This is a genomic window from Bacillus cereus group sp. BfR-BA-01349, assembly GCF_022663795.1.
Taxonomy (GTDB): Bacteria; Bacillota; Bacilli; order Bacillales; family Bacillaceae_G; genus Bacillus_A; species Bacillus_A cereus.
Genome location: NZ_JAKUGE010000007.1, coordinates 12,072 through 32,967, shown reverse-complemented (window position 1 = coordinate 32,967; position 20,896 = coordinate 12,072). Strand labels below are relative to the sequence as shown.

Below are 20,896 nucleotides of genomic sequence, written 5' to 3'. Positions count from 1 at the left end.
CCTTCATATACGTGATAATTATTATTTTGTTTCACTATTTAACGCTTTATATCCATCAACCACTACATCTAATTTACCTGTGTGAGGGTCAATAACTAAACCATGTACAGGAACATCTTTTGGGATAAGTGGATGATTTCTTACTAAATCAACATTAGCTTGCGTTGAGTCGCAAACATCATCGAATCCGAATAACCATTTTTCAAGGTCAATACCAGCATATTCAATCGCTGATAAAATTTCTGATGAAGCTACTCCGCGATCTAATATTTTTTGAAGTGTTCCTTTTGGATTCGTTTGGCTCGCGCCACATCTATGGTGTCCAATAAGGAAGATTTCATCTGCATTTAAATCGTATACTGACGCTACAACACTTTGCATAACACTATCGAAAGCAGAAGCAATTTTACCACCTGCATTTCTGATAACTTTTGCATCACCATCGTGTATATCTAAAGCTTTTGGAAGTAGCTCAATTAAACGAGCATCCATGCAAGAAACAACAACCATACGTTTTTTAGGCATTTTTGTCGCTTCACGATGAGCGTATTCCTTATTTTCTACAAAGTGTTCATTGAACGCTAGAATTTCTTGTAATAACATATTTGTAACCTCCTTTAAATTTAGATGTATTTTTTTGTTGTGTCCTCTGTGTTATAAGTAAATATAGCTGATAAATAATGTGATGTAAGAGGATAAACTAAGTATAGTGAATTGTATCGATAAGCAGAATAAGTTGGCGAAACACTTTCGGGCTTTCTACTTTCACGGTGAAAGGATTGGTTTATATCATTGATCAAACAGATTTTGAGATACTGAAATTATTAGGAGAAAACTCAAGAATACAATGGAAAGAACTTGGCCAAAAAATACATATGACGGGGCAAGCTGTAGGAAATCGAATTCGAAGATTAGAGGATCTAGGGATTATTGAACAGTATACAATTGCAATAAACCGAATTAAATTAGGGCAAGTAGTGACTGCATTTGTTACTTTGTTCGTAACAACAGCCAATCACCAAGAGTTTATGAATTTCTTTCAAGGAGAAGAAGGGGTTTCTGAAGTACACCGTATAAGTGGTGAGGGGTGTTATTTATTAAAAACACATTTTGCTTCCAATGAAGACTTAGATACCTTTCTAGGACGACTATTAAGATACGGGAATTATCGTGTTAACTTATCAATAGGAAAGTTGAAATAAGGTTTCTTTTCCTTGGAGGGGATGATAATATCAGTTGTTAAACTTTATTTGTATAGATGGAATGAAGTCTTTTAATTTTTATCTTAAATAGTCAGAGCCTTACTACAATTTATGCGTAGTAAGGCTTTTTAAAGTTTTCATATTCAACAATCAAGCTGAAGTGTTGAGGGTGGATATGAGATGATTTTTTAAAGAGAATCATAAATGATTTTGTCTTAAGAAAGATCCTGTAACTCAGTACAGGATCTTTAATCAAACGTTTTTAAAAGCTAAATTGTGGTTTCATATCACCTTTATAAGGTTCATGTTCAACGAATATAGTTATATCCTTACCAGCTTGGTCTTTACCAGTTCTTTTATACGTAAATTTATTCTTATTTAGTTCAGTAAGTTCAAGAGCAGCACCGTATTTGTTATTTCCAATTGAAACATGGGCTCTTATTTTATTTTCGTGTACAACATCGAAGTAGCCATAGTCACCGCGGCTTTGACCTGTTTCGCTATTGAAAAACTCATATTTATTAGATTTGTCATCAAATTTTGCTAGACTTATAAAATTCGAATTAAACTGTGTTACATCGTTACCAGCGTCGTCTAATACCTTTGTTCCGTGCCAAAGGGTACCGCCTAAAATTTTATCTCCATCAACGTTTTTAACAATATCTCCTGTAGTCGTGTTCAGCTGCTTGTCCGGATCAGTGAAAGAAAGTTCTTTTTCTTTATATGGAACATGTTCAACGAAAACTTCTACATCTTTACCGTTAGCGTCTTTCCCCATTCGTTTATAAGTAAATACATTTTTATTTAGTTTTGTCATGTCAACGACAGCTTGATACTTCATTGATTCTGAAATTAATATTCTCTTTTTCCCATCATTTGTGATAAAGAAAGTTCCTTTATCGCCACGACTTGCACCTGTTTTAGCATCAAAAAATTCATATCTGCCTGACTTCGCATCATATTTTGCAAGACCGATGAAGTTTGCATTCTCTTTTGTTAAGTCATTCTTATCTTTGTCATACACTCGTGTACCTTGCCAATTTGTCTCGCTAAGAATATTAGCCATTTTTTGCCCTTTAGTTAATTTATTTTCCTTTTTTGTTTCTTTAGCAACTTGTTCTTGCTTTTGTTTCCCATGATTTTCTTCAGCTTTAGTACCAGCACACCCTGTTAATGCTAATGTGAATCCGAGCAGTATGGATGATAGTGTTTTTGTTTTTTTGTTCATGTTTTATCGTCTCCTTATTTTATGATTTTAGGTAGTACGGTTAGCGATTATAGTAGCAGTGCGTCATATACGAACTTAGTTGCTACGTTTCTTATGTTAATCCCCGACTATAAACTGCCTCTAAATAAAACATTAAAAAAAGATAAACTAATTCCTAAAATTTTTTCATACTTATAAAAAGGTCTTTTACATGGGGGTGAATGTAAATTTCTTATTTTGAAACTGGCGTAATCACATTGGGGTATACACATTATGCTTACATTGCGATTTTAGATGTGATGTTATACTGTGTATAAGATTTTATGTGTGTATGTTGTGTCGGTTTTTGTCGGTAAGTCGATATATTTCGAAAATCGCTGATATATTTGGAGTTGCGCCGATATATTTCGAAAATCGCTGATATATTTGGAGTTGCGCTGATATATTTGAAAAATCGCTGATATATTTTGGAGGGGGATAAAAATGATTGTGAAAGAGCGGAAAATGCCCGTATATTTGCTGCAATTAGAAGCTTTACTTAGAAGATTGCCTGCTCATCATCCAAAAAGGAATGTGGTGGTTGAAAGTCTAGCGAAATTTATGGCCGGCTATAAAGGAGAGCAGGCGATTGAGTATCCACTTAGTTTTTTACCCGAAACAGAATACAGTATTTTACATGATATTAGGTTATTTGATCAAAAACATTATTTCCAAATTGATACTCTCATAGTTTCATCTTATTTTCTTCTTTTTCTTGAAATAAAAAATATTATTGGTACATTAATTTTTGATGCAAATTTCAATCAGCTTATTCGAATAGCAGATGGTACTACGGAAGAAGGATTCCCAGATCCGCTTTTACAACTGAAACGGCAAGAGATGCAACTGAGAAAATGGCTGAATCTACATGATTTACATAATATTCCGATTGAATCCCTCGTTGTAATTAGTTCCCCTCGTACAATTATTAAAACTTCAGATGAAATACTGTCTAGCAAAATTATCCACAGTGCAAATTTACCTAATAGAATAAAACAGATTAAAAATCAATATAAAGAAAAAGTGATTGATAATATAAATGGACTTATAGGCCAGATTATGAATGAGCACATTCCGCAACGTCAAAATGTTCTTGCGCAATATAAAATTAAAAAAGAGGAATTGCTAAAGGGTGTACAGTGTGAGGAATGTTTTACAATGGCAATGTTAAAAGAAAGACAGGGATGGCGTTGTTCAAATTGCAATAGTATGTCTAAACATGCTCATTTACGTGCTGTACAAGATTACACACTTCTGTTTAGTGTGATAACTACTAATAGCGAATTGAGGGAATTTCTTAATATGGAATCTAGTTCTGCGGTTAAAAGACTCCTCCAAACAATGAACATCACCTTCACTGGCAACAACAAAGGACGAATATATGATTTAACTTCTTTCCAATCGTAATTTTGCTATAATAAATAAGTACTTATACGAAGGGGAGTCTAAAGAGAAAATGAAGTCATTTAATATCGATCATGTTATAGCTAGTGTTTTGCAATGGATATTAAATATAGCCTTAATTATATTATCCATTGTGTTATCAATTTTCTTAGTGAATGAGACAATTACGTTCGTGCAGTATATTTTTTCGGCAAAAGAGTATACGTCTTATAAATTGGTTGAAAGTATCATCGTCTATTTCTTATACTTCGAGTTCATTGCATTAATTATTAAGTATTTTAAATCGAATTATCATTTCCCGCTACGCTATTTTATTTATATCGGAATTACGGCCTTAATTCGATTAATTATTGTGTCTCATGAGGAACCGATGGAGACGTTATTATACGCAGGAGCAATTCTTGTTTTAGTTATTGCTTTATACATATCAAATATGAGAGATTTGAGAAAAGAGTAGTAGTGCAGACATAAGTCAGCACTACTTTTTTACGTCTTGACCTTCAAGTTGCTTGAAAGTTTACAATGAAATTAGGGCGTTTGAAATCGAAAAAAATTGAGAAATTAAGTGAAGAGGTTTCTTTTACTTGGAGGTTATAGGAATGAATCAGGAATTGAAGTTACGTCCATTAGAACGAGAAGATTTAAAGTTCGTACACGAACTGAATAATAATGCACATATTATGTCGTATTGGTTTGAAGAGCCGTATGAGGCATTTGTAGAGCTGCAGGATTTATACGATAAACATATACATGATCAAAGTGAACGCCGATTTATCGTTGAGAAAGATAATGAGATGGTTGGATTGGTCGAGTTAGTGGAAATTGATTATATTCATCGTAGAACAGAATTCCAAATCATTATTGATCCGAATTATCAAGGTTATGGTTATGCAGTGGATGCGACGCGTTTAGCAATGGATTACGCTTTTTCCGTACTAAATATGCATAAGATTTATTTAGTTGTGGATAAGGAAAATGAAAAGGCAGTACATGTTTATAAAAAAGTTGGGTTTATGGTAGAAGGTGAGCTTATCGATGAGTTTTTCGTTGATGGTAACTATCATAATGCAATAAGAATGTGTATGTTTCAGAAGCAATATTTTGAAAGCAAGTAGTTGAAAGATTCGGAAGTAATGTTGACGCTTCGTAAAACCGTATGCTAAAATCCTTTTTAAGTATTAAGGAAGGTGCATAATATGCTTTATATAAAATTTGTAAAACTCATTAGAAAACTTTGCTCCGCACAAATGTATACGGTGAAGCGTTGTACGGAGCTTAATCAAGGGGTATAAATCCCTTATATTCATCGGCTGAATAACTTTTCTAAAAAAGTATAGTGTATCTATGCTTATTTCGTTATGGTTTTTCAGCTGGTGTATAAAATAGATTAAGGGGCCATAGACAATGCTTTGTCTATGGCCCTTTGTGTATATTATTCCGATGAGTCTTTACTGTAAATTGGAGTAGTATAGGAAAAACCACGAAGCAGAGGGCTAGTGTCGAATGACGCTATCTCTCTGCTTTTTTTAATTTCAGGAAAAGAGGAATAAAAATGAGTTTACTTAAAGTTGAAAGTTTATCACATAGTTTTATAGATAAAGTATTATACGAAAATGCTTCTTTTGATTTGCATAAAGGGGAGCATATGGGAATTGTTGGACAGAATGGTGCAGGAAAAAGCACATTAATGAAAATATTGGTGGGGGAAATTATTCCTGATAAGGGAGACATAAAGTGGCAACCTAATATTCAAATTGGACATCTTGATCAATACGCAGAAATTGATGAGGGTTATACCATTTCACAATATTTAAAGAGAGCCTTTTATGATTTGTATGCAATGGAAAAGAGAATGAACAAGTTATATGAAGAAAGTGCGATGACTGGAGATGAAAATCAACTATTGAAAGCGGCAGAAATTCAAGAACTGCTCGAGGCCCGTGATTTTTATTCAGTAGATAGTATTACGAATAAGGTGGCAGCCGGTTTAGGTATTGATGTGATTGGGATGGATCGTGTGATTGGTGAATTAAGCGGAGGGCAGCGTGCAAAGGTAATTTTAGCAAAGCTCTTATTAGAAGAGCCTAATATTTTATTGCTAGATGAACCGACGAATTTTCTCGATAAGGAGCATGTGGAGTGGCTTGCTAATTATTTAATTAATTTTGAAGGAGCGTTTATTGTCGTATCACATGATTTTGATTTTCTGGAAAAGGTAACTTCTTGCATATGTGATGTAGAGTTCGGAACAGTTAAGAAGTATTACGGCAAATACTCAGATTTTGTAAGACAAAAGGAGCATTTGCGAAAAGATTATATTCGCCAATATTATGCACAGCAAAAGAAAATTGAAAAAACGGAAGAGTATATTCGTAGAAATATTGCTGGGGTGAATTCAAAAATAGCGCAAGGTCGTAGAAAACAATTACAGCGTATGGAAAGAATTGCGCCACCAAGTTTTAATCATAAACCGTCTATTCATTTTCAGGAACTTCCCATTTCAGTTCAGACAGTTCTTGAAGTAAATAATCTTGAAGTTGGTTACGACTTCGCTCTCTTACCAAAGTTGAATTTTTCAGTAATGGGTGGACAAAAACTTGTTATTACAGGCTTCAATGGAGTGGGGAAATCTACTTTATTAAAAACAATCGTTGGAAATATTGCTAGTATTTCTGGAGAGTTTCACTTTTCAGAGCAAATAAAGATTGGATATTATGAGCAAGATTTAAATTGGAGCAATGATTCTTTAACACCGCTTCAAATTATTTCAGAACAGTTTCCTAAACTGAATATGAAGGAAATACGCCATCATTTAGCTGCGTGTGGAGTGAAGGATACGCACGTTTCGCAAGAAATTCGTACGTTAAGTGGTGGTGAACAATCGAAGGTGAAACTGTGCGGATTATTACTATCACCTTGTAACTTCTTAATTTTAGATGAGCCAACAAATCATTTAGATGCAGAAGCGAAGGAAGCTTTGCAAAAGGCACTAATTAAGTTTAAGGGCAGCATTATACTCGTATCTCACGAAGCAAGTTTTTATCTTGATTGGGCAGATAGCATCTTTCATATAGAGACAGGATTAGTTAAGGGGGTGTGAAACATATGAGTGAAAACAATTGGAAAACGAAAATTATATTATTTTTGACCGCTCAAACTATTTCGTTGTTCGGTTCCTCTCTCGTGCAATACGCGATTATATGGTATATCACCCTTACAACATCATCAGGAGTGATGTTGACTATTTCAACTGTTTGCGGTTTTCTGCCACAAATTGCGATATCTTTGTTTGCTGGTGTTTGGATTGATCGTTATGAACGTAAAAAGATGATTATGTTATCGGACGGGATTATAGCGATTGCGACGTTAGTTTTAGCGATTTTATTTTTAACAGGATATAAAAGTATTTGGTTACTTTTTATTGTGTTACTCATTCGTTCAGCTGGAACAGGGGTACAAACTCCAGCTGTGAATGCATTAATTCCGCAAATCGTTCCGAAAGAGTATCTTATGAAAGTAAATGGAATAAATAGCAGTATTACATCTTTAATTTTTTAATTGGTATAACAATGCCGTGCTTCAATACACCAGTTACTGTGTTATTGCAAGAGAAAGTAGAACCATCAATGCACGGACGGATGTTTAGCCTGGTACAAATTGCGAATTCATGCGCGCTTCCTTTAGGAATGATAATATTTGGTCCGTTGTCGGATATGTTTAGTGTAGAGATTTTGTTAATTTATGCTGGGATATTCGTGCTATTTTGCGCAATGTATATTGTATTAAGCAAGAGGTTTGAAGTGTAAATATTTATCCCGTTATTTGCGAGTCGGGCTGCCCGTAAACGCCCAATTGGTGAGAGCTGATTAAAGTTTCACTTTATAATTTAGAAGGTTTGCAAAGTGATTTAAGATGCTTCGCAAACCTTTTTGTTATTAGTTTAGTCAATAATTATTTATTGCTAAACAATAAATAATTATTGATTGTTAATGTCATTTTAGATAAAATGATGTTAACGATCCAAGGAGAATTACACGAGTAGAGGAGAATTTGAAATGAAAAACAAATACGTAGTAGTTATTTCTTTCATGATTTTAGCGATTATTTCTTTAACGATACATGCTTCAAACAGTAAAGTGGGAGCGAATGGATTCCTTGAAGAACCTTTCTTTTTCCTAGTACCGATAAGTTATGTATTGTTCCTTAGTGGTATTGGTGTATTATTATTTGGATTTATTACTTCAAAGCTGAAAAAGGGCAATAGATAGGGACAAAACACTCACTATGAAATAGAAACATACCATATGGAAGAAAAAGAATAAGTGAGATGAATCATGATGAATCATTATTTTTATAATGGTAGACAAGTAGGAGCTGCTATTACGCTGGCTGGGGCACAAGGGACAATTCATGCTGTGAATCAAGCTATTCAAATGCAGCAACAAGCATATTTTGCACAAATGATGCAAAGTCAGTATATGCCCTATTCACAACTTCCGATGCAAATTATACATTACGATGTACATCCAGCTGGTTTATTTTCCATTCCATATGGCGGGACATATTTCTTATGAAAAAAAGCGACTCAATAGAGTCGCTTTTTTATATTCCGCCTAACTTCATTCCAAGGAAGGCAAAGGCGATACCAATTATGTAAGTAGCATTTAAATATAAAAGAAAGATGTATAGTTTTTTACGATTGAGAAGCTGAACAGATTCTAATTTAAACGTAGAAAATGTAGTGAATGCGCCCATAAATCCAGTACCTAATAATAGTTGCCAGCCTGTAGTGAATCCGTTGCCAATTATATATCCAAGTAAAAATGCCCCTGTTATATTAATAAGGAATGTAGCAATTGGAAATTGTGTTTTATTTCTTTTCTTAAACCAATTGCTAATTGCAAATCGTGTAATCGCACCGAAAAATCCTCCTGTTGCGACTAATAAGGCTTCTATCATGAGTAATCACCTTCCGTAAGAGATTTCTTAATTAAGAAATCTCCAATTGTATAGCCAAGGCCAGACATAATGAGGCCACCAAGTATGCTACATGATACATATAAGAAGGCTATGCTCCACTCAGAATGATTGATCAATTGCACAGTTTCTACACTAAATGTTGAAAAAGTCGTAAAGGAACCGATGAATCCAGTTCCGATGCCTGTGATAATCTCTGAAGGTAAGATGTTTAGCCGAGCGATATAAGTAGTTAGCCACGCTAAGAAGAAGCAACCAATTAAGTTAATGAGTAATGTTGCTAATGGAAATGAATGATGCCAAAATGTGGTGATATTAAGGCCTAAATAATAACGAGAAAGAGCTCCTAATATACCGGCAATGCCGACGATAATATAAATCAATTTTCTCACCTCTTTAAATAGCTTGCTCAAAAAAATAGACTCCTACCAGTATGTATACTGGTAGGAGTCATTAGCTAAGCAGCGTTTATGGCGAACTCCATCGCCTATGATTATTACATATAGTGTACTAAATATACCGTTTAATTTCCAGTGAGGAGGTGGGTGTAACTTTTCTTTTTTTGATGTCTGAAGGTTTTTTAAGTAATTAAAATGGGATATATTACTTATCAACTAAATATAATGATATAAGGGTTTAATTGTGATAAAATGTTTCTTATGTGTGTCGTTTTGTTTCATTTGACTGAAAATAAAGAAAAATAAATTCGCGTGAAAAGGAGTCATTTATTTGAAGAAATTTTTAAAAATTGTATTTATATGTGTTTTAGTAGTAGCGGGCATTGTAGGAGGGTTTCTAGCGTATATGACACTTACTAAAGAACAGCCTGCTGATGTTATAAGCTTGAAGGTGGAGAATAATAAGGAGCGCGTATTAGCGACTGGAAATGAATTTAAAGTTACAACATTTAATATTGGATATGCTGGGTTAGATAAGGACCAAGATTTCTTTATGGATGGTGGAAAGGGATCTGGTTCAAGTAGTAAAGAGCAAACGGAAACTAATTTAAAGAATATGCTTTCGTTTTTACAAAATGAGAATAGTGATTTTGCGCTATTACAAGAAGTTGATATAAAGTCACTTCGTTCATTTGATGTAAATGGACATGAATTTTTGAAAAAAGGATTACCTGATTATGTTTCGTCATTTGGCAAGAACTACGATACGAAATGGGTTCCAGTGCCAATAACAAATCCAATGGGATATGCGGAGGCTGGATTAAGTACGTTTTCTAAATACACTGTTCAAGAAGCGAAGAGGTTCCAGCTGCCTGGAATGGAGCCTTGGCCAAAGCGTTTGTTTGATTTAGATCGAGCAATTGTGGAATATAAAATTCCTGTTAATAATGGAAAACATGTTAGACTCGTAAATTTACATTTGTCTGCTTATGATGAAGGCGGGAAAATTAGAAAACAGCAAGTAGAGTATTTAAAAGAATATATGAACAAGCATTATGAAAATGGTGATTACGTAATAATGGGTGGAGATTGGAATCAATTGGTTTCGAACGCTCAATTAAGTGATCCGAAGTTCGTGAAAGAGCGTCCTGAGTGGTTAGTAGAGTTACCGAAGGACTTTACAGACGGTGGCTTTAAGTGGGCTGTAGATCCGTCTGTTATGACTGTAAGAGATGATGTAAAGAAATATGTAGAAGGTGAAAATTTCGTCACTATTATTGATGGCTTTATCGTTTCACCGAATGTAGAGATTGTAAATGTACAAGGGAAAGATTTAAAGTTTGAAAATAGCGATCATAACCCAGTAAGTGCGGTATTTAAACTGAAGTAATTGATATGTATAAGTAGAAGGTGGGGCTTCATATGGAGTGGTTAAAGAGGACTTGTTTTTCTAACCTTGAGAAAGAATCACAGAAAAATCATTTATTACTGTTTATAACGATTTGTAGTTTCTTCCTTGGGATAATCGCGATTGGGTATTATGGATATATTTTTACAGAGAGAGCAATAGCATTTTGGATTTGTGGTATTTCTGTCGTTGCATTTGGAACGCTTTTTACTTTTATAAAAAGTATGGAATCAGTGTATAAATATATCATGACATTTATGTTGCTTACAATGTCTTACATTATGGTACAAGCTTTTAATGAAAGCCCGGCTGTATTTCAAATGGTCTATTTTACATTAGCTGTTTCACTTATTTACTTAAGTGAGCGCCTCATTTTAATTCTTGGCGGGATAGCTGTTGTGATCACATTTATCCTTTGTAGCTATTGGCCGGAGCAATTTTTTGCTTATACAGCCTCGTCTGAAGCTGCTAATTTCGCAAGTTTGTTAGCGATTGTAACAATCGCTATGTGGGGCGTCACGAAAATCGGTTCTAATCTGCTCCTTCGTTTAAGTGATGAGAAGCAAGAAGTAATGAGAAAAGCTCAGGAGTTAGAAGAGACGCAAAGACTTATTGAAGAAACAGTTGTGAAACTAGATAGTAATTTCAATCATTTAAGACAAAATATGAACACGTCGATGGAATCGATGAGTGAAATTAATTTTGCCTTTGAAGAGGTGGCAGTTGGTACGCAATCACAATCAGAGATGATGTATCGTTCGGTAGAAGTATTGAATGATATGGAGGGAAATATTGAAAAAATCATCTCTCAAGTAAGAACTGCATCGGCTCATGTGGATGAAAGCTAAAAGGTAGTGTACATACTCTAAGAAATTTTGAAACTAACATGAGAAGTTTAAATGATGTTGTTTCACAGTCTGGAATTATATTTAGAGATTTAATGATGCAATCGAAACAAATTAATGAAATTGTAGATGTAATAACGAATATTTCAAGTCAGACGAGTTTGCTAGCTTTAAATGCAAATATTGAAGCTGCGAGGGCAGGCGAGCATGGAAAAGGTTTTGCTATTGTAGCGAGTGAAGTGTTAAAGCTTGCTGAAGAATCAAATCGTTCTGCGGGAAGAATTCAAGGGATTTTGAAGGAGTTTAGTAATCAAGCAAGTAAGGTAGAAGTGCAAGTAGAGAAGTCAGAAAGAGTACAAGAAGAATGTAACGAGATGTTAGCAAGCGTTTTAACAAATGTAACTGATTTAGGGAAGTTTATTGATGCGATTAATGAAGTAATGCGAGAGGTTGTTGTTCAACAAGAAAGTTTCCAAGTTAAAACGACGAATATCGTAAAGGATGTTACGCATGCTTCTAACGTAATTCAGCAAACTTCTACAGCTACAGAAGAAGTGCTAGCGAGTGTGGAAGAAGAAAAACATCGAAATGATACGTCAGTGAAGACGTTACAAACTGTTAGCGAGCAAGTGAAGTTGTTAGAAGATATTTTAGAAAAGTAATATTGCTTAGAAAGAGCACGAGTGATGTGCTCTTTTTTCATTGAAACGAATACTTGATAGGAATTTAATTGCTTTTCTGCGCGTTTTCTGCCAAGCTTAAGGAGATAAAGTGAGACTAGTACATACTGATTATTAGCCCTCACCAATCAAGCTATCCGCAAATAGCGGAATAAAATACTTCAAAGAAAGAATTATATAGGTGACGCATATGATCGAAGTTAAGACTTCTGAACTTAGTGATGGAGAATTTAATAGAGGTGTATTTGCAACTCGTGATATTAAAAAGGGTGAGTTGATACACGCCGCACCAGTTATCTCTTATCCGAATGAACAGCATGAACATATTGAGAAAACGGTACTTGCTGACTACGCATTTGAGTATGGAATCAATCATACGGCAATCCTTTTAGGATATGGTATGTTATTTAATCATTCATATACACCGAATGCAACGTATGACATCGTTTTTGAGAATCATACATTTAACTTCTATGCTTATAAAGATATAAAAGCAGGAGAAGAAATTTTAATCAATTATAATGGTGAAGTTGATAACGATGAGCTGTTATGGTTTGATAAAGAAAAAGAAGAGAACGAAAAGTAATATAAAGAGTATAGAAAGAGCACATTCTGTGGGATGTGCTCTTTTTTATTGATGTAAATAAAGTAAAAAGTACAAAAAAATACCACTTTCTTTTTGTGTGGTATAGTAAGATACTGAGGGATAGTGTTTTGAAAAAGTCACATATTTTACAAATTGTTGTCTTTCTGATGACATGTCAAGTTTAGTAGTCCATTTGGGTTGCTTTATTATGCAATATATATTTTAATATGAGTGGCACCTCTTATAAATTAAGAGGTTTATAGGTGTCTCGAATTGATTTTGGGTACACTGTATCCACCACTTTAGGTTCTTTCATGTACGTGGGGATATTATGGGCCCGTATAACGGGATAAAATGAATATAGAAATAGAGGAATCGTAAAATGAATATGCAAGAGGTTTATAAATATTTAAGTACGGTATTGCCTGAAGGACATGTTAAACAAGATGAAATGTTAAAGAATCATACGCATATTAAAGTTGGCGGAAAAGCAGATGTTTTCGTTGCGCCTACAAATTATGATGAAATTCAAGAAGTTATTAAATATGCGAACGAATATAATATTCCAGTTACGTTTTTAGGAAATGGATCGAATGTCATTATTAAAGATGGTGGAATTCGCGGGATTACAGTAAGTTTAATTCATATTACAGGTGTTACTGTAACAGGTACAACGATTGTAGCACAGTGTGGTGCAGCAATTATTGACGTATCACGTATTGCCTTAGACCATAACTTAACGGGTCTTGAGTTTGCTTGTGGTATTCCAGGTTCAGTTGGCGGAGCATTATATATGAATGCTGGTGCATACGGCGGTGAAATTTCGTTTGTATTAACAGAAGCTGTCGTAATGACAGGTGATGGAGAGCTACGTACTTTGACGAAAGAAGCATTTGAATTTGGATATCGTAAGAGTGTATTTGCGAACAACCATTACATTATTCTTGAAGCGAGATTTGAACTTGAAGAAGGTGTACATGAAGAAATTAAAGCCAAAATGGATGATTTAACGTTTAAACGTGAGTCAAAACAGCCTCTAGAATACCCTTCATGTGGTAGCGTATTTAAGCGTCCACCAAATAACTTTGCTGGTAAGTTGATTCAAGACTCAGGACTACAAGGTAAGCGAATTGGTGGAGTAGAAGTTTCTTTAAAACACGCTGGATTTATGGTGAATGTTGATAACGGAACAGCACAAGATTACATCGATTTAATTCACTTCGTACAAAAGACAGTTGAAGAGAAATTTGGCGTGAAGTTGGAGCGAGAAGTAAGGATTATTGGAGAAGATAAAGAATAACGAAATACGTATGAAGATATGAATTATTTTAAAATAACGTTTGGGTATTGTTGACAATTTGTTTTCAATTCAATATAATGGCTAATAATTTAACAGATAACATACGTTGAAAGAGCCCAGTAGCAGTTTGTCACTGTTAACGAGAGAGCTAGGGGTTGCTGGAACCTAGCACAAACAAACTTGCGAATTACACTCTGGAGTATCTTAGGTAATGCTAAGCGGACTAGCAATCGATATTATTGCTAAGAGTGGTATGAGTAGCTATGCTATTTATGCAAACTGGGTGGTAACACGGTGAATAATCGTCCCTATGTCTATCGTAGACATAGGGGCTTTTTTGTTTTTAAAAAATAAAGGGGATGACAAAAGATGAATATTATTGATGAATTAGAATGGCGCGGCGCCGTTAATCAGCAGACTGACGAAGAAGGCTTACGTAAGCTAGTAGAAGAGAAAAAGATTTCACTATACTGCGGAGTTGATCCAACTGGTGATAGTATGCATATCGGACATTTGATTCCGTTTATGATGATGAAGAGATTCCAATTAGCTGGCCATCATCCTGTTATTTTAATTGGCGGGGCAACAGGAACAATTGGTGATCCGAGTGGACGACAATCAGAGCGTCAGCTTCAAACGTTAGAAGTGGTTCAACATAATGTAGATGCGTTAACAGCACAAATGAAAAAGCTATTTGATTTTGGCGGAAATAGCGAAGTGAAGATGGTAAATAACTATGATTGGACACATGAAATAAATATTATTGAGTTTTTACGTGATTACGGGAAAAACTTTAGTATCAATAGCATGTTAGCGAAGGATATTGTAGCAAGCCGCTTAGATACAGGTATTTCTTTCACAGAATTCACGTACCAAATTTTGCAAGCGATGGATTTCCACCATTTATACACGAAAGAGGATGTTCAGCTGCAAATTGGTGGTAGTGACCAATGGGGAAATATTACGAGTGGTTTAGATTTAATTCGTAAGTTAGAAGGTCATGAGTCGAAAGTATTCGGATTAACGATTCCGTTATTATTAAAATCGGACGGTACGAAGTTTGGTAAATCAGCGGGTGGTGCGGTTTGGCTTGATCCTGAAAAAACGCCACCGTTTGAATTTTACCAGTTCTGGGTAAATACAGATGAACGTGACGTAATTAAATACTTGAAATACTTTACGTTCTTAACGAAAGAGCATATTGATGAATTAGCAACGAAGGTAGAAGCGGAACCTCATAAACGTGAAGCGCAAAAAGTGTTAGCGGAAGAAATGACGAAATTTGTTCATGGAGAAGAGGCGTTCCTGCAAGCTGAGAAAATTACAGCAGCGTTATTTAGCGGAGATATTAAATTGTTAACAGCTGATGAAATTGAACAAGGCTTTAAAGAAATGCCAACATTCCAGTCTTCAAAAGAGACGAAAAACATCGTAGAGTGGCTAGTCGATTTAGGGATTGAACCATCTAGACGACAAGCACGCGAGGACATTAATAATGGTGCGATTTCTATGAATGGTGAGAAAGTAACAGATGTGGGTACAGATGTTACTGTAGAAAATTCATTTGATGGAAGATTTATTATTATTCGTAAAGGGAAGAAGAACTACAGTCTTGTGAAATTAGGATAATAAGTAAGGCTGGAAAATATATCGGCGATTTTCGAAATATATCAGCGCAAATCCGAATATATCAGCGGTTTTCCCAATATATCGATTTACCGACAAAAAGCGACAATAAGAGCTGTTCCGAACGGGACAGCTTTTATTGTAAAAAGTCAGTATATTTAGAAAAATTTAAAGGGTATATAATTTTTTTGACGAATAAATAAGTTAGAGAAAATTACGGATAAAAAATAGCCCGAACCATGCAGGGCATGATTCGGACTTATATTCAGATTAGTAAGCTAAGCTGAATAGACCTTTAATGTGTGATAAGTAACGAACGTTACTTGCTTCTTTCATTAATGATGCTGGTAAGCCTTTAAGTGGAGTATTGCTTGCTCCAATTGTAGCAACCGCATCTTTACGTCCTAGACTAGCAAGTGTTCCAGAGTTTACAGGTGCGAACTCTTCCAATGCTTTGCCTTCTAGTGCTGCGTATAAGTTGTATCCAATTAACTCACCCATTTGCCAAGCGATTTGTGCAGTTGGTGGGTATGGACGTCCGTCTGGAGCGAAGACAACAGCGCTGTCTCCAGCAACGAATACGTCTTTGTGAGAAGTAGATTGTAGGTATGCATCAACTGTTGCACGTCCACGGTTAACTTCAAGACCTGATTCACCGATTAATGGGTTACCTTGTACGCCGCCTGTCCAAACGAATGTGTTAGCAACAAGTTTTTGACCATCTTTTAAGTCGATTTCATTGCCAGCAACGTTTGTTACAGGAAGACCAGTTAAGAATGTAACACCGCGTGCTTCTAGGCTAGTAGTTGCACGTTCGATTAAGTGGTCTGGTAATACTGGAAGGATTTTTGGACCTGCTTCAACAAGAAGAAGTTTCACTTCTTTTGGATTTACGCCGTGGCTTTTTGCAAGTTTAGGCATAATGTCAGCAAGCTCACCAACTAGCTCAACGCCAGTTAATCCGCCACCACCGATTACGATTGTAGCATCAGCTTCGTTTTTCGTTTTCGCGTATTCACGAATACGGTCTTCAACGTGTTTGTAGATTTTGTTTGCATCAGCAGCCGATTTTAATACCATGCTGTTTTCTTCTAGTCCTGGAATACCGAAGTAAGCAGTTTTACTTCCTAAAGCAACTACAAGTGCATCGTAAGATAAAGTAGTGCCACCAGCTAGTTTGATTTCTTTGCTATCAACTGAGAATGACTCAACTGTTGCGATTTTAAGATCGATGTCTTTCCCTTTGAAAAGCTTTGTAAGTGGCATTGCAACTGCTTGCTCAGACACGTTACCAGCTGCAAGGCGGTGTAGTTCAGTGATGATTTGGTGTGTTGGGTATTGGTTAATCACTGTAACTTGTGCTTCTGATTTGCTGTAATATTTACGTACGTTTAAAGCGGCAAGAAGACCGCCATAACCAGCGCCTAAGATGACAATTTGTTTTGACATAGTATGATATCCCCCGTCTTTACTAATTGTTGTTATAAGTTAAATTATTTATTGTTACGTTCTGCACTAATTTGAAGATATGCGTTCACAAAGCGGAACATTTTTTGTGCTTGTGGATCTTTTAGTAATTTTAACAGACCGAATAGGCCGATAACTTCGTTGCTTTCTTCAGCACGATCTTTCGCTTCGATTGCAGTTGCAGCCATGCTTTTCACTGTATCTTTTACAGGTTCTACAAGCTCTGTAATTGCACCAACAGTGTCGCTTTTTAATACTTCATCAGTAGCAACAGTTTGAGCGAAGTCATAAGACTTAGTTAAAATGTTAACAAGCTCAGTTAATTTTGGAAGCTGTTCTACTAGTGTTGTTAATGATTCTTGTACCTCAGGTTTTAACAACTGATCAAGTACATCAAGTTGTCCTTGGCTAGCAGAAATTTGTACAGTTTCTTGTTCTGGCTTTGTTTGAGTCATAGTTTCTGGCATCTCCAATTCTCCTTTACGATAGCAATACTCTTATTTTTTATAAGTAAGATAGTAAACGTTTACGAAACTTTATACAAAGTTTCACAAAACACAATAAAATGCCTTTAAATTTATGACAGCAAGTAAGCTGCAAACATAAATCTAAAACCATAACGTCTTACTTATTATTTATGAACTGTCCGATACATGGCTTGTCCGCATAATGGAAAAGCTCCGTTACCGGAAAGTGTATATAATATATATCCTATATTATATACTATATACACCTATGTTAACATAAAAATGATTCCTAATTATTTGATATTGAGTGTATAACGTAGTGCTGACAAGGTATGAAAGCGTATAAAATATTTTGTTCCAGTTAGAAATGTATATACATATAAAGAAAAAAAGGAAAAAATGAACAAATTCATGTTCGTTTTTTCCTTTTTCCTATTATTCACCTTCTACAATTAGCATCGATGTGTTACCGCTTTTTTCAAGATGGCATTCGCCCCAAGTACAAAGAGAATCAAGAATGGACTCTAAAGACCAACCGTATTCTGTAAGTGAATATTCTACTTTTGGTGGTACTTGATTGTATACCTTTCTTTGAATGACCCCATCGTCTTCTAATTCACGTAATTGCTGAGTTAACATTTTTTGTGTAATCCCAGGCATTAAACGTTTTAGTTCACTCGTTCTTTTTGTGCCTTTCGTTAGATGACAAAGGATAACAACCTTCCATCTTCCACCGATAACCTCTAAAGTCGCTTCAACGGGAATACTATATTTCTTCATATAAAAATCTCCTTTGATGAATGTAGATTTAAGTTCTCCAACAAAAGAAGCTAAATAATTAAATGTTACTAAAAAGTGCCTATAGCACTTTAAAGTACGTACTTTTTATCATGTTGAATATGTTCCATAATAGCATACGTAAGAGGGAAATGAGTAGTACGGTACTAAAAAGTGCCTATGTTACTTTTAGGTACCTATCGTACTTTTAAGTGCGTTCTTCAAAAAAAGAGTAAAGCCATTCATAATAGCGTATATCAACAGTAAAGTTATTTTTGTAGAAGATAAAAAGGCCTTTTTATCATACTATTATGATTGGAATTCTCGCATTAAGGAGGAGTTCAATTGAATTCATATACAGTATCTTCTTCGGTTATGCAGACGAATCGGAGAAGTATGTTTGCTTTATTAGCACTAGCAATTAGTGCGTTTGGAATTGGTACAACTGAATTTATTAGTGTCGGCTTATTACCATCTATCTCAGAGGATTTACATGTTTCTGTTACAACAGCGGGGTTAACTGTTTCTTTATATGCATTAGGAGTAGCGTTTGGTGCTCCAGTATTAACGTCATTAACAGCTAGTATGTCGCGAAAGACGTTATTAATGTGGATTATGATTATTTTCATTATTGGTAATGGAATTGCGGCGGTAGCAACAATTTTTACTGTGTTACTTATTGCGAGGGTTGTATCTGCATTTGCGCATGGTGTTTTTATGTCAATTGGATCTACAATTGCGGCTGCGCTTGTACCTGAGAATAAACGTGCAAGTGCAATAGCATTTATGTTTACTGGTTTAACTGTTGCGACTATTACAGGTGTACCAATTGGAACATTTATCGGTCAACAATTTGGCTGGAGGGCCTCGTTTATTGTTATTGTGGCCATTGGAATCGTTGCTTTAATCGCCAATAGTATGCTAATTCCTTCTAATTTAAAAAAAGGTACGTCTGTATCATTTCGCGATCAATTTAAGCTGATTACGGATGGAAGACTGTTACTTGTATTTATTATTACTGCATTAGGATACGGGGGAACGTTCGTAACATTTACGTATTTATCTCCGTTATTACAAGAAGTAACAGGATTTAAAGCAAGTACCGTTACAATTATTTTGTTAGTATACGGAATTGCAATTGCGATTGGGAATATGGTCGGGGGAAAATTATCAAATCATAATCCGATTCGAGCGTTATTTTACATGTTCTTTATTCAAGCGATTGTATTATTTGTTTTAACATTTACAGCGCCATTTAAAGTCGCTGGATTCATCACAATTATTTTCATGGGACTATTCGCATTTATGAATGTTCCAGGGCTACAAGTGTATGTTGTTATATTAGCTGAGAGGTTTGTACCTAGCGCTGTTGATGTAGCATCGGCGATTAACATTGCAGCATTTAACGCAGGAATTGCTCTTGGTGCTTACTTGGGCGGTATTGTAACGAACTCGTTAGGATTAATTCATACGGCTTGGGTAGGTGGAATTATGGTAGTAGGTGCTGTTGTTTTAACTGCGTGGAGTATGACATTAGAAAAAAGAGATCAAGTAAAATAAAAGGAGAGAAAATAAAATGAAAAACTTACAAAGTAAAACAGTATTAAATAATGGTGTAGAAATGCCTTGGTTCGGTTTAGGTGTATTTAAAGTAGAGGATGGACCAGAACTTGTAGAAGCAGTGAAATCGGCGATTAAAGCGGGATACCGCAGCATTGATACAGCTGCAATTTACGGAAATGAAAAAGCTGTAGGTGAAGGAATCCGTGCAGGTATTGAAGCGACTGGTATTTCAAGAGAAGAATTATTTATCACTTCGAAAGTATGGAACGCAGATCAAGGATACGAAGAAACAATTGCTGCATACGAAGAGAGCTTAAAGAAATTAGAGCTAGATTATTTAGACCTATATCTTGTTCACTGGCCTGTAGAAGGAAAATATAAAGATACGTGGAGAGCGCTAGAAACACTTTATAAAGAAGATCGCGTACGTGCAATTGGTGTGAGTAACTTCCAAATCCGTCACTTACAAGATGTAATGAAAGATGCAGAAATTAAACCAATGATTAACCAAGTAGAATACCACCCTCGTTTAACACAAAAAGAATTACAAGCTTTCTGTAAAGAACAAGGTATTCAAATGGAAGCATGGTCACCACTTATGCAAGGTCAATTATTAGATAATGAAACATTACAAGAAATTGCTGAGAAACACGGTAAAACAACAGCGCAAGTTATTTTACGTTGGGATCTTCAAAATGGAGTAATCACTATTCCGAAATCAACGAAAGAACACCGCATTATTGCAAATGCCGATATATTTAATTTCGAATTAACGAAAGAAGATATGGAAAAAATCGATGCGTTAAATCAAAATCACCGCGTTGGTCCGGATCCTGATAACTTCGATTTCTAAGATTAAAGTAAGAAAGAAGAGTGCGTAAAAGCACTCTTTTTTTGTGCATAAAAATAGTTTCTAAATAAATACTACTTAGTATTAAGTTTGTGATAAG

General features: G+C 35.2%; 20 protein-coding genes, 2 pseudogenes, 1 riboswitch and 1 other annotated feature. Of the genes and pseudogenes, 15 read left to right on the top strand and 7 right to left on the bottom strand.

Features of this window, described 5'->3' with window-relative positions; genetic code table 11:
• Nucleotides 1-21: 21 nt before the first annotated feature.
• Nucleotides 22-603 (bottom strand): beta-class carbonic anhydrase, encoded by a 582-nt coding sequence (locus tag MR169_RS06025; RefSeq protein ID WP_098617075.1) that lies wholly within the window; start codon nucleotides 601-603, stop codon nucleotides 22-24.
• 167 nt (nucleotides 604-770) lie between these two features.
• Between MR169_RS06025 and MR169_RS06020 the strand changes: the two genes are divergently transcribed.
• Nucleotides 771-1,202 (top strand): Lrp/AsnC family transcriptional regulator, encoded by a 432-nt coding sequence (locus tag MR169_RS06020; protein ID WP_242319115.1) that lies wholly within the window; start codon nucleotides 771-773, stop codon nucleotides 1,200-1,202.
• 262 nt (nucleotides 1,203-1,464) lie between these two features.
• Here MR169_RS06020 and MR169_RS06015 read toward each other — a convergent pair whose 3' ends face one another.
• Nucleotides 1,465-2,430 (bottom strand): DUF4822 domain-containing protein, encoded by a 966-nt coding sequence (locus MR169_RS06015; protein ID WP_242319114.1) that lies wholly within the window; start codon nucleotides 2,428-2,430, stop codon nucleotides 1,465-1,467.
• Nucleotides 2,431-2,892: 462 nt separating this feature from the next.
• Here MR169_RS06015 and MR169_RS06010 point away from each other — a divergent pair, with 462 nt between their 5' ends.
• The 7 genes and pseudogenes from MR169_RS06010 (at nucleotide 2,893) to MR169_RS05980 (ending at nucleotide 8,426) form a co-directional block, all read left to right on the top strand.
• Nucleotides 2,893-3,855 carry a nuclease-related domain-containing protein gene (locus MR169_RS06010; RefSeq protein WP_109140420.1) on the top strand — a complete coding sequence of 321 codons (963 nt, stop codon included), beginning with the start codon at nucleotides 2,893-2,895 and terminating at the stop codon, nucleotides 3,853-3,855.
• Between the two features lie 49 nt (nucleotides 3,856-3,904).
• The gene (gene psiE / locus MR169_RS06005; RefSeq protein WP_000834708.1) at nucleotides 3,905-4,309 is read left to right on the top strand and encodes a phosphate-starvation-inducible protein PsiE; all 405 of its coding nucleotides are present in this window, start codon (nucleotides 3,905-3,907) and stop codon (nucleotides 4,307-4,309) included.
• Between the two features lie 142 nt (nucleotides 4,310-4,451).
• On the top strand, nucleotides 4,452-4,967 hold the full coding sequence (gene speG, locus MR169_RS06000; RefSeq protein ID WP_086424197.1) for a spermidine N1-acetyltransferase: 516 nt from the start codon (nucleotides 4,452-4,454) through the stop codon (nucleotides 4,965-4,967).
• 437 nt (nucleotides 4,968-5,404) lie between these two features.
• The gene (locus tag MR169_RS05995) at nucleotides 5,405-6,952 is read left to right on the top strand and encodes an ABC-F family ATP-binding cassette domain-containing protein (RefSeq protein WP_242319113.1); all 1,548 of its coding nucleotides are present in this window, start codon (nucleotides 5,405-5,407) and stop codon (nucleotides 6,950-6,952) included.
• Between the two features lie 5 nt (nucleotides 6,953-6,957).
• A pseudogene (locus MR169_RS05990) lies at nucleotides 6,958-7,658 on the top strand (MFS transporter).
• Nucleotides 7,659-7,907: 249 nt separating this feature from the next.
• The gene (locus MR169_RS05985; protein WP_242319112.1) at nucleotides 7,908-8,120 is read left to right on the top strand and encodes a DUF3955 domain-containing protein; all 213 of its coding nucleotides are present in this window, start codon (nucleotides 7,908-7,910) and stop codon (nucleotides 8,118-8,120) included.
• 66 nt (nucleotides 8,121-8,186) lie between these two features.
• Nucleotides 8,187-8,426, top strand: coding sequence for a DUF3947 family protein (locus MR169_RS05980; RefSeq protein ID WP_000980955.1), 240 nt, complete (start codon nucleotides 8,187-8,189; stop codon nucleotides 8,424-8,426).
• A 28-nt stretch (nucleotides 8,427-8,454) separates the two neighbouring features.
• Here MR169_RS05980 and crcB (MR169_RS05975) read toward each other — a convergent pair whose 3' ends face one another.
• Nucleotides 8,455-8,811 (bottom strand): fluoride efflux transporter CrcB, encoded by a 357-nt coding sequence (gene crcB / locus MR169_RS05975; protein ID WP_242319111.1) that lies wholly within the window; start codon nucleotides 8,809-8,811, stop codon nucleotides 8,455-8,457.
• Nucleotides 8,808-9,212: a fluoride efflux transporter CrcB gene (gene crcB / locus MR169_RS05970; protein WP_170964270.1), complete on the bottom strand. Its 405-nt coding sequence runs from the start codon at nucleotides 9,210-9,212 to the stop codon at nucleotides 8,808-8,810. The genes crcB (MR169_RS05975) and crcB (MR169_RS05970) overlap by 4 nt, the downstream gene beginning before the upstream one ends.
• Nucleotides 9,213-9,266: 54 nt before the next feature.
• A riboswitch (Fluoride riboswitch) is annotated at nucleotides 9,267-9,326 on the bottom strand.
• A 232-nt stretch (nucleotides 9,327-9,558) separates the two neighbouring features.
• Here crcB (MR169_RS05970) and MR169_RS05965 point away from each other — a divergent pair.
• From MR169_RS05965 to tyrS, 5 genes and pseudogenes are all read left to right on the top strand, one after another.
• Complete coding sequence (locus MR169_RS05965) at nucleotides 9,559-10,617, top strand: endonuclease/exonuclease/phosphatase family protein (protein ID WP_063263852.1); 1,059 nt, start codon at nucleotides 9,559-9,561, stop codon at nucleotides 10,615-10,617.
• Nucleotides 10,618-10,649: 32 nt separating this feature from the next.
• Nucleotides 10,650-12,142, top strand: a pseudogene (locus tag MR169_RS05960) (DUF4077 domain-containing protein).
• 208 nt (nucleotides 12,143-12,350) lie between these two features.
• A complete protein-coding gene (locus MR169_RS05955) occupies nucleotides 12,351-12,746 on the top strand; it encodes an SET domain-containing protein (protein WP_242319110.1) in 396 nt (131 codons plus the stop codon).
• Between the two features lie 382 nt (nucleotides 12,747-13,128).
• Complete coding sequence (gene murB / locus MR169_RS05950; protein ID WP_001057102.1) at nucleotides 13,129-14,046, top strand: UDP-N-acetylmuramate dehydrogenase; 918 nt, start codon at nucleotides 13,129-13,131, stop codon at nucleotides 14,044-14,046.
• Nucleotides 14,047-14,143: 97 nt separating this feature from the next.
• Nucleotides 14,144-14,359, top strand: a binding site (T-box leader).
• Between the two features lie 56 nt (nucleotides 14,360-14,415).
• Nucleotides 14,416-15,675 (top strand): tyrosine--tRNA ligase, encoded by a 1,260-nt coding sequence (gene tyrS, locus MR169_RS05945; RefSeq protein ID WP_242319109.1) that lies wholly within the window; start codon nucleotides 14,416-14,418, stop codon nucleotides 15,673-15,675.
• 267 nt (nucleotides 15,676-15,942) lie between these two features.
• Here tyrS and MR169_RS05940 read toward each other — a convergent pair whose 3' ends face one another.
• The 3 genes from MR169_RS05940 to MR169_RS05930 all read right to left on the bottom strand — a co-directional run bounded on the left by MR169_RS05940 (nucleotide 15,943) and on the right by MR169_RS05930 (nucleotide 18,386).
• Nucleotides 15,943-17,121 (bottom strand): NAD(P)/FAD-dependent oxidoreductase, encoded by a 1,179-nt coding sequence (locus tag MR169_RS05940; protein ID WP_000043203.1) that lies wholly within the window; start codon nucleotides 17,119-17,121, stop codon nucleotides 15,943-15,945.
• Nucleotides 17,122-17,165: 44 nt separating this feature from the next.
• Complete coding sequence (locus MR169_RS05935) at nucleotides 17,166-17,606, bottom strand: DUF1641 domain-containing protein (protein WP_001115311.1); 441 nt, start codon at nucleotides 17,604-17,606, stop codon at nucleotides 17,166-17,168.
• Between the two features lie 435 nt (nucleotides 17,607-18,041).
• On the bottom strand, nucleotides 18,042-18,386 hold the full coding sequence (locus MR169_RS05930; protein ID WP_242319108.1) for a winged helix-turn-helix transcriptional regulator: 345 nt from the start codon (nucleotides 18,384-18,386) through the stop codon (nucleotides 18,042-18,044).
• Between the two features lie 372 nt (nucleotides 18,387-18,758).
• Here MR169_RS05930 and MR169_RS05925 point away from each other — a divergent pair, with 372 nt between their 5' ends.
• Complete coding sequence (locus tag MR169_RS05925) at nucleotides 18,759-19,943, top strand: MFS transporter (protein ID WP_242319137.1); 1,185 nt, start codon at nucleotides 18,759-18,761, stop codon at nucleotides 19,941-19,943.
• Nucleotides 19,944-19,959: 16 nt separating this feature from the next.
• Nucleotides 19,960-20,799, top strand: coding sequence for an aldo/keto reductase (locus MR169_RS05920; protein WP_016118862.1), 840 nt, complete (start codon nucleotides 19,960-19,962; stop codon nucleotides 20,797-20,799).
• Nucleotides 20,800-20,896 lie beyond the last annotated feature (97 nt).

Coding starts and splice junctions, on each gene's coding strand:
- MR169_RS05940 (WP_000043203.1), bottom strand. CDS start 17,121: ATGTCAAAACAAATTGTCATCTTAGGCGCTGGTTATGGCGGTCTTCTT.
- tyrS (WP_242319109.1), top strand. CDS start 14,416: ATGAATATTATTGATGAATTAGAATGGCGCGGCGCCGTTAATCAGCAG.
- speG (WP_086424197.1), top strand. CDS start 4,452: ATGAATCAGGAATTGAAGTTACGTCCATTAGAACGAGAAGATTTAAAG.
- MR169_RS05985 (WP_242319112.1), top strand. CDS start 7,908: ATGAAAAACAAATACGTAGTAGTTATTTCTTTCATGATTTTAGCGATT.
- MR169_RS05980 (WP_000980955.1), top strand. CDS start 8,187: ATGATGAATCATTATTTTTATAATGGTAGACAAGTAGGAGCTGCTATT.
- MR169_RS05995 (WP_242319113.1), top strand. CDS start 5,405: ATGAGTTTACTTAAAGTTGAAAGTTTATCACATAGTTTTATAGATAAA.
- murB (WP_001057102.1), top strand. CDS start 13,129: ATGAATATGCAAGAGGTTTATAAATATTTAAGTACGGTATTGCCTGAA.
- MR169_RS05930 (WP_242319108.1), bottom strand. CDS start 18,386: ATGAAGAAATATAGTATTCCCGTTGAAGCGACTTTAGAGGTTATCGGT.
- MR169_RS05935 (WP_001115311.1), bottom strand. CDS start 17,606: ATGCCAGAAACTATGACTCAAACAAAGCCAGAACAAGAAACTGTACAA.
- MR169_RS06010 (WP_109140420.1), top strand. CDS start 2,893: ATGATTGTGAAAGAGCGGAAAATGCCCGTATATTTGCTGCAATTAGAA.
- crcB (WP_242319111.1), bottom strand. CDS start 8,811: ATGATAGAAGCCTTATTAGTCGCAACAGGAGGATTTTTCGGTGCGATT.
- MR169_RS05955 (WP_242319110.1), top strand. CDS start 12,351: ATGATCGAAGTTAAGACTTCTGAACTTAGTGATGGAGAATTTAATAGA.
- MR169_RS06025 (WP_098617075.1), bottom strand. CDS start 603: ATGTTATTACAAGAAATTCTAGCGTTCAATGAACACTTTGTAGAAAAT.
- MR169_RS05920 (WP_016118862.1), top strand. CDS start 19,960: ATGAAAAACTTACAAAGTAAAACAGTATTAAATAATGGTGTAGAAATG.
- MR169_RS06015 (WP_242319114.1), bottom strand. CDS start 2,430: ATGAACAAAAAAACAAAAACACTATCATCCATACTGCTCGGATTCACA.
- psiE (WP_000834708.1), top strand. CDS start 3,905: ATGAAGTCATTTAATATCGATCATGTTATAGCTAGTGTTTTGCAATGG.
- MR169_RS05925 (WP_242319137.1), top strand. CDS start 18,759: ATGCAGACGAATCGGAGAAGTATGTTTGCTTTATTAGCACTAGCAATT.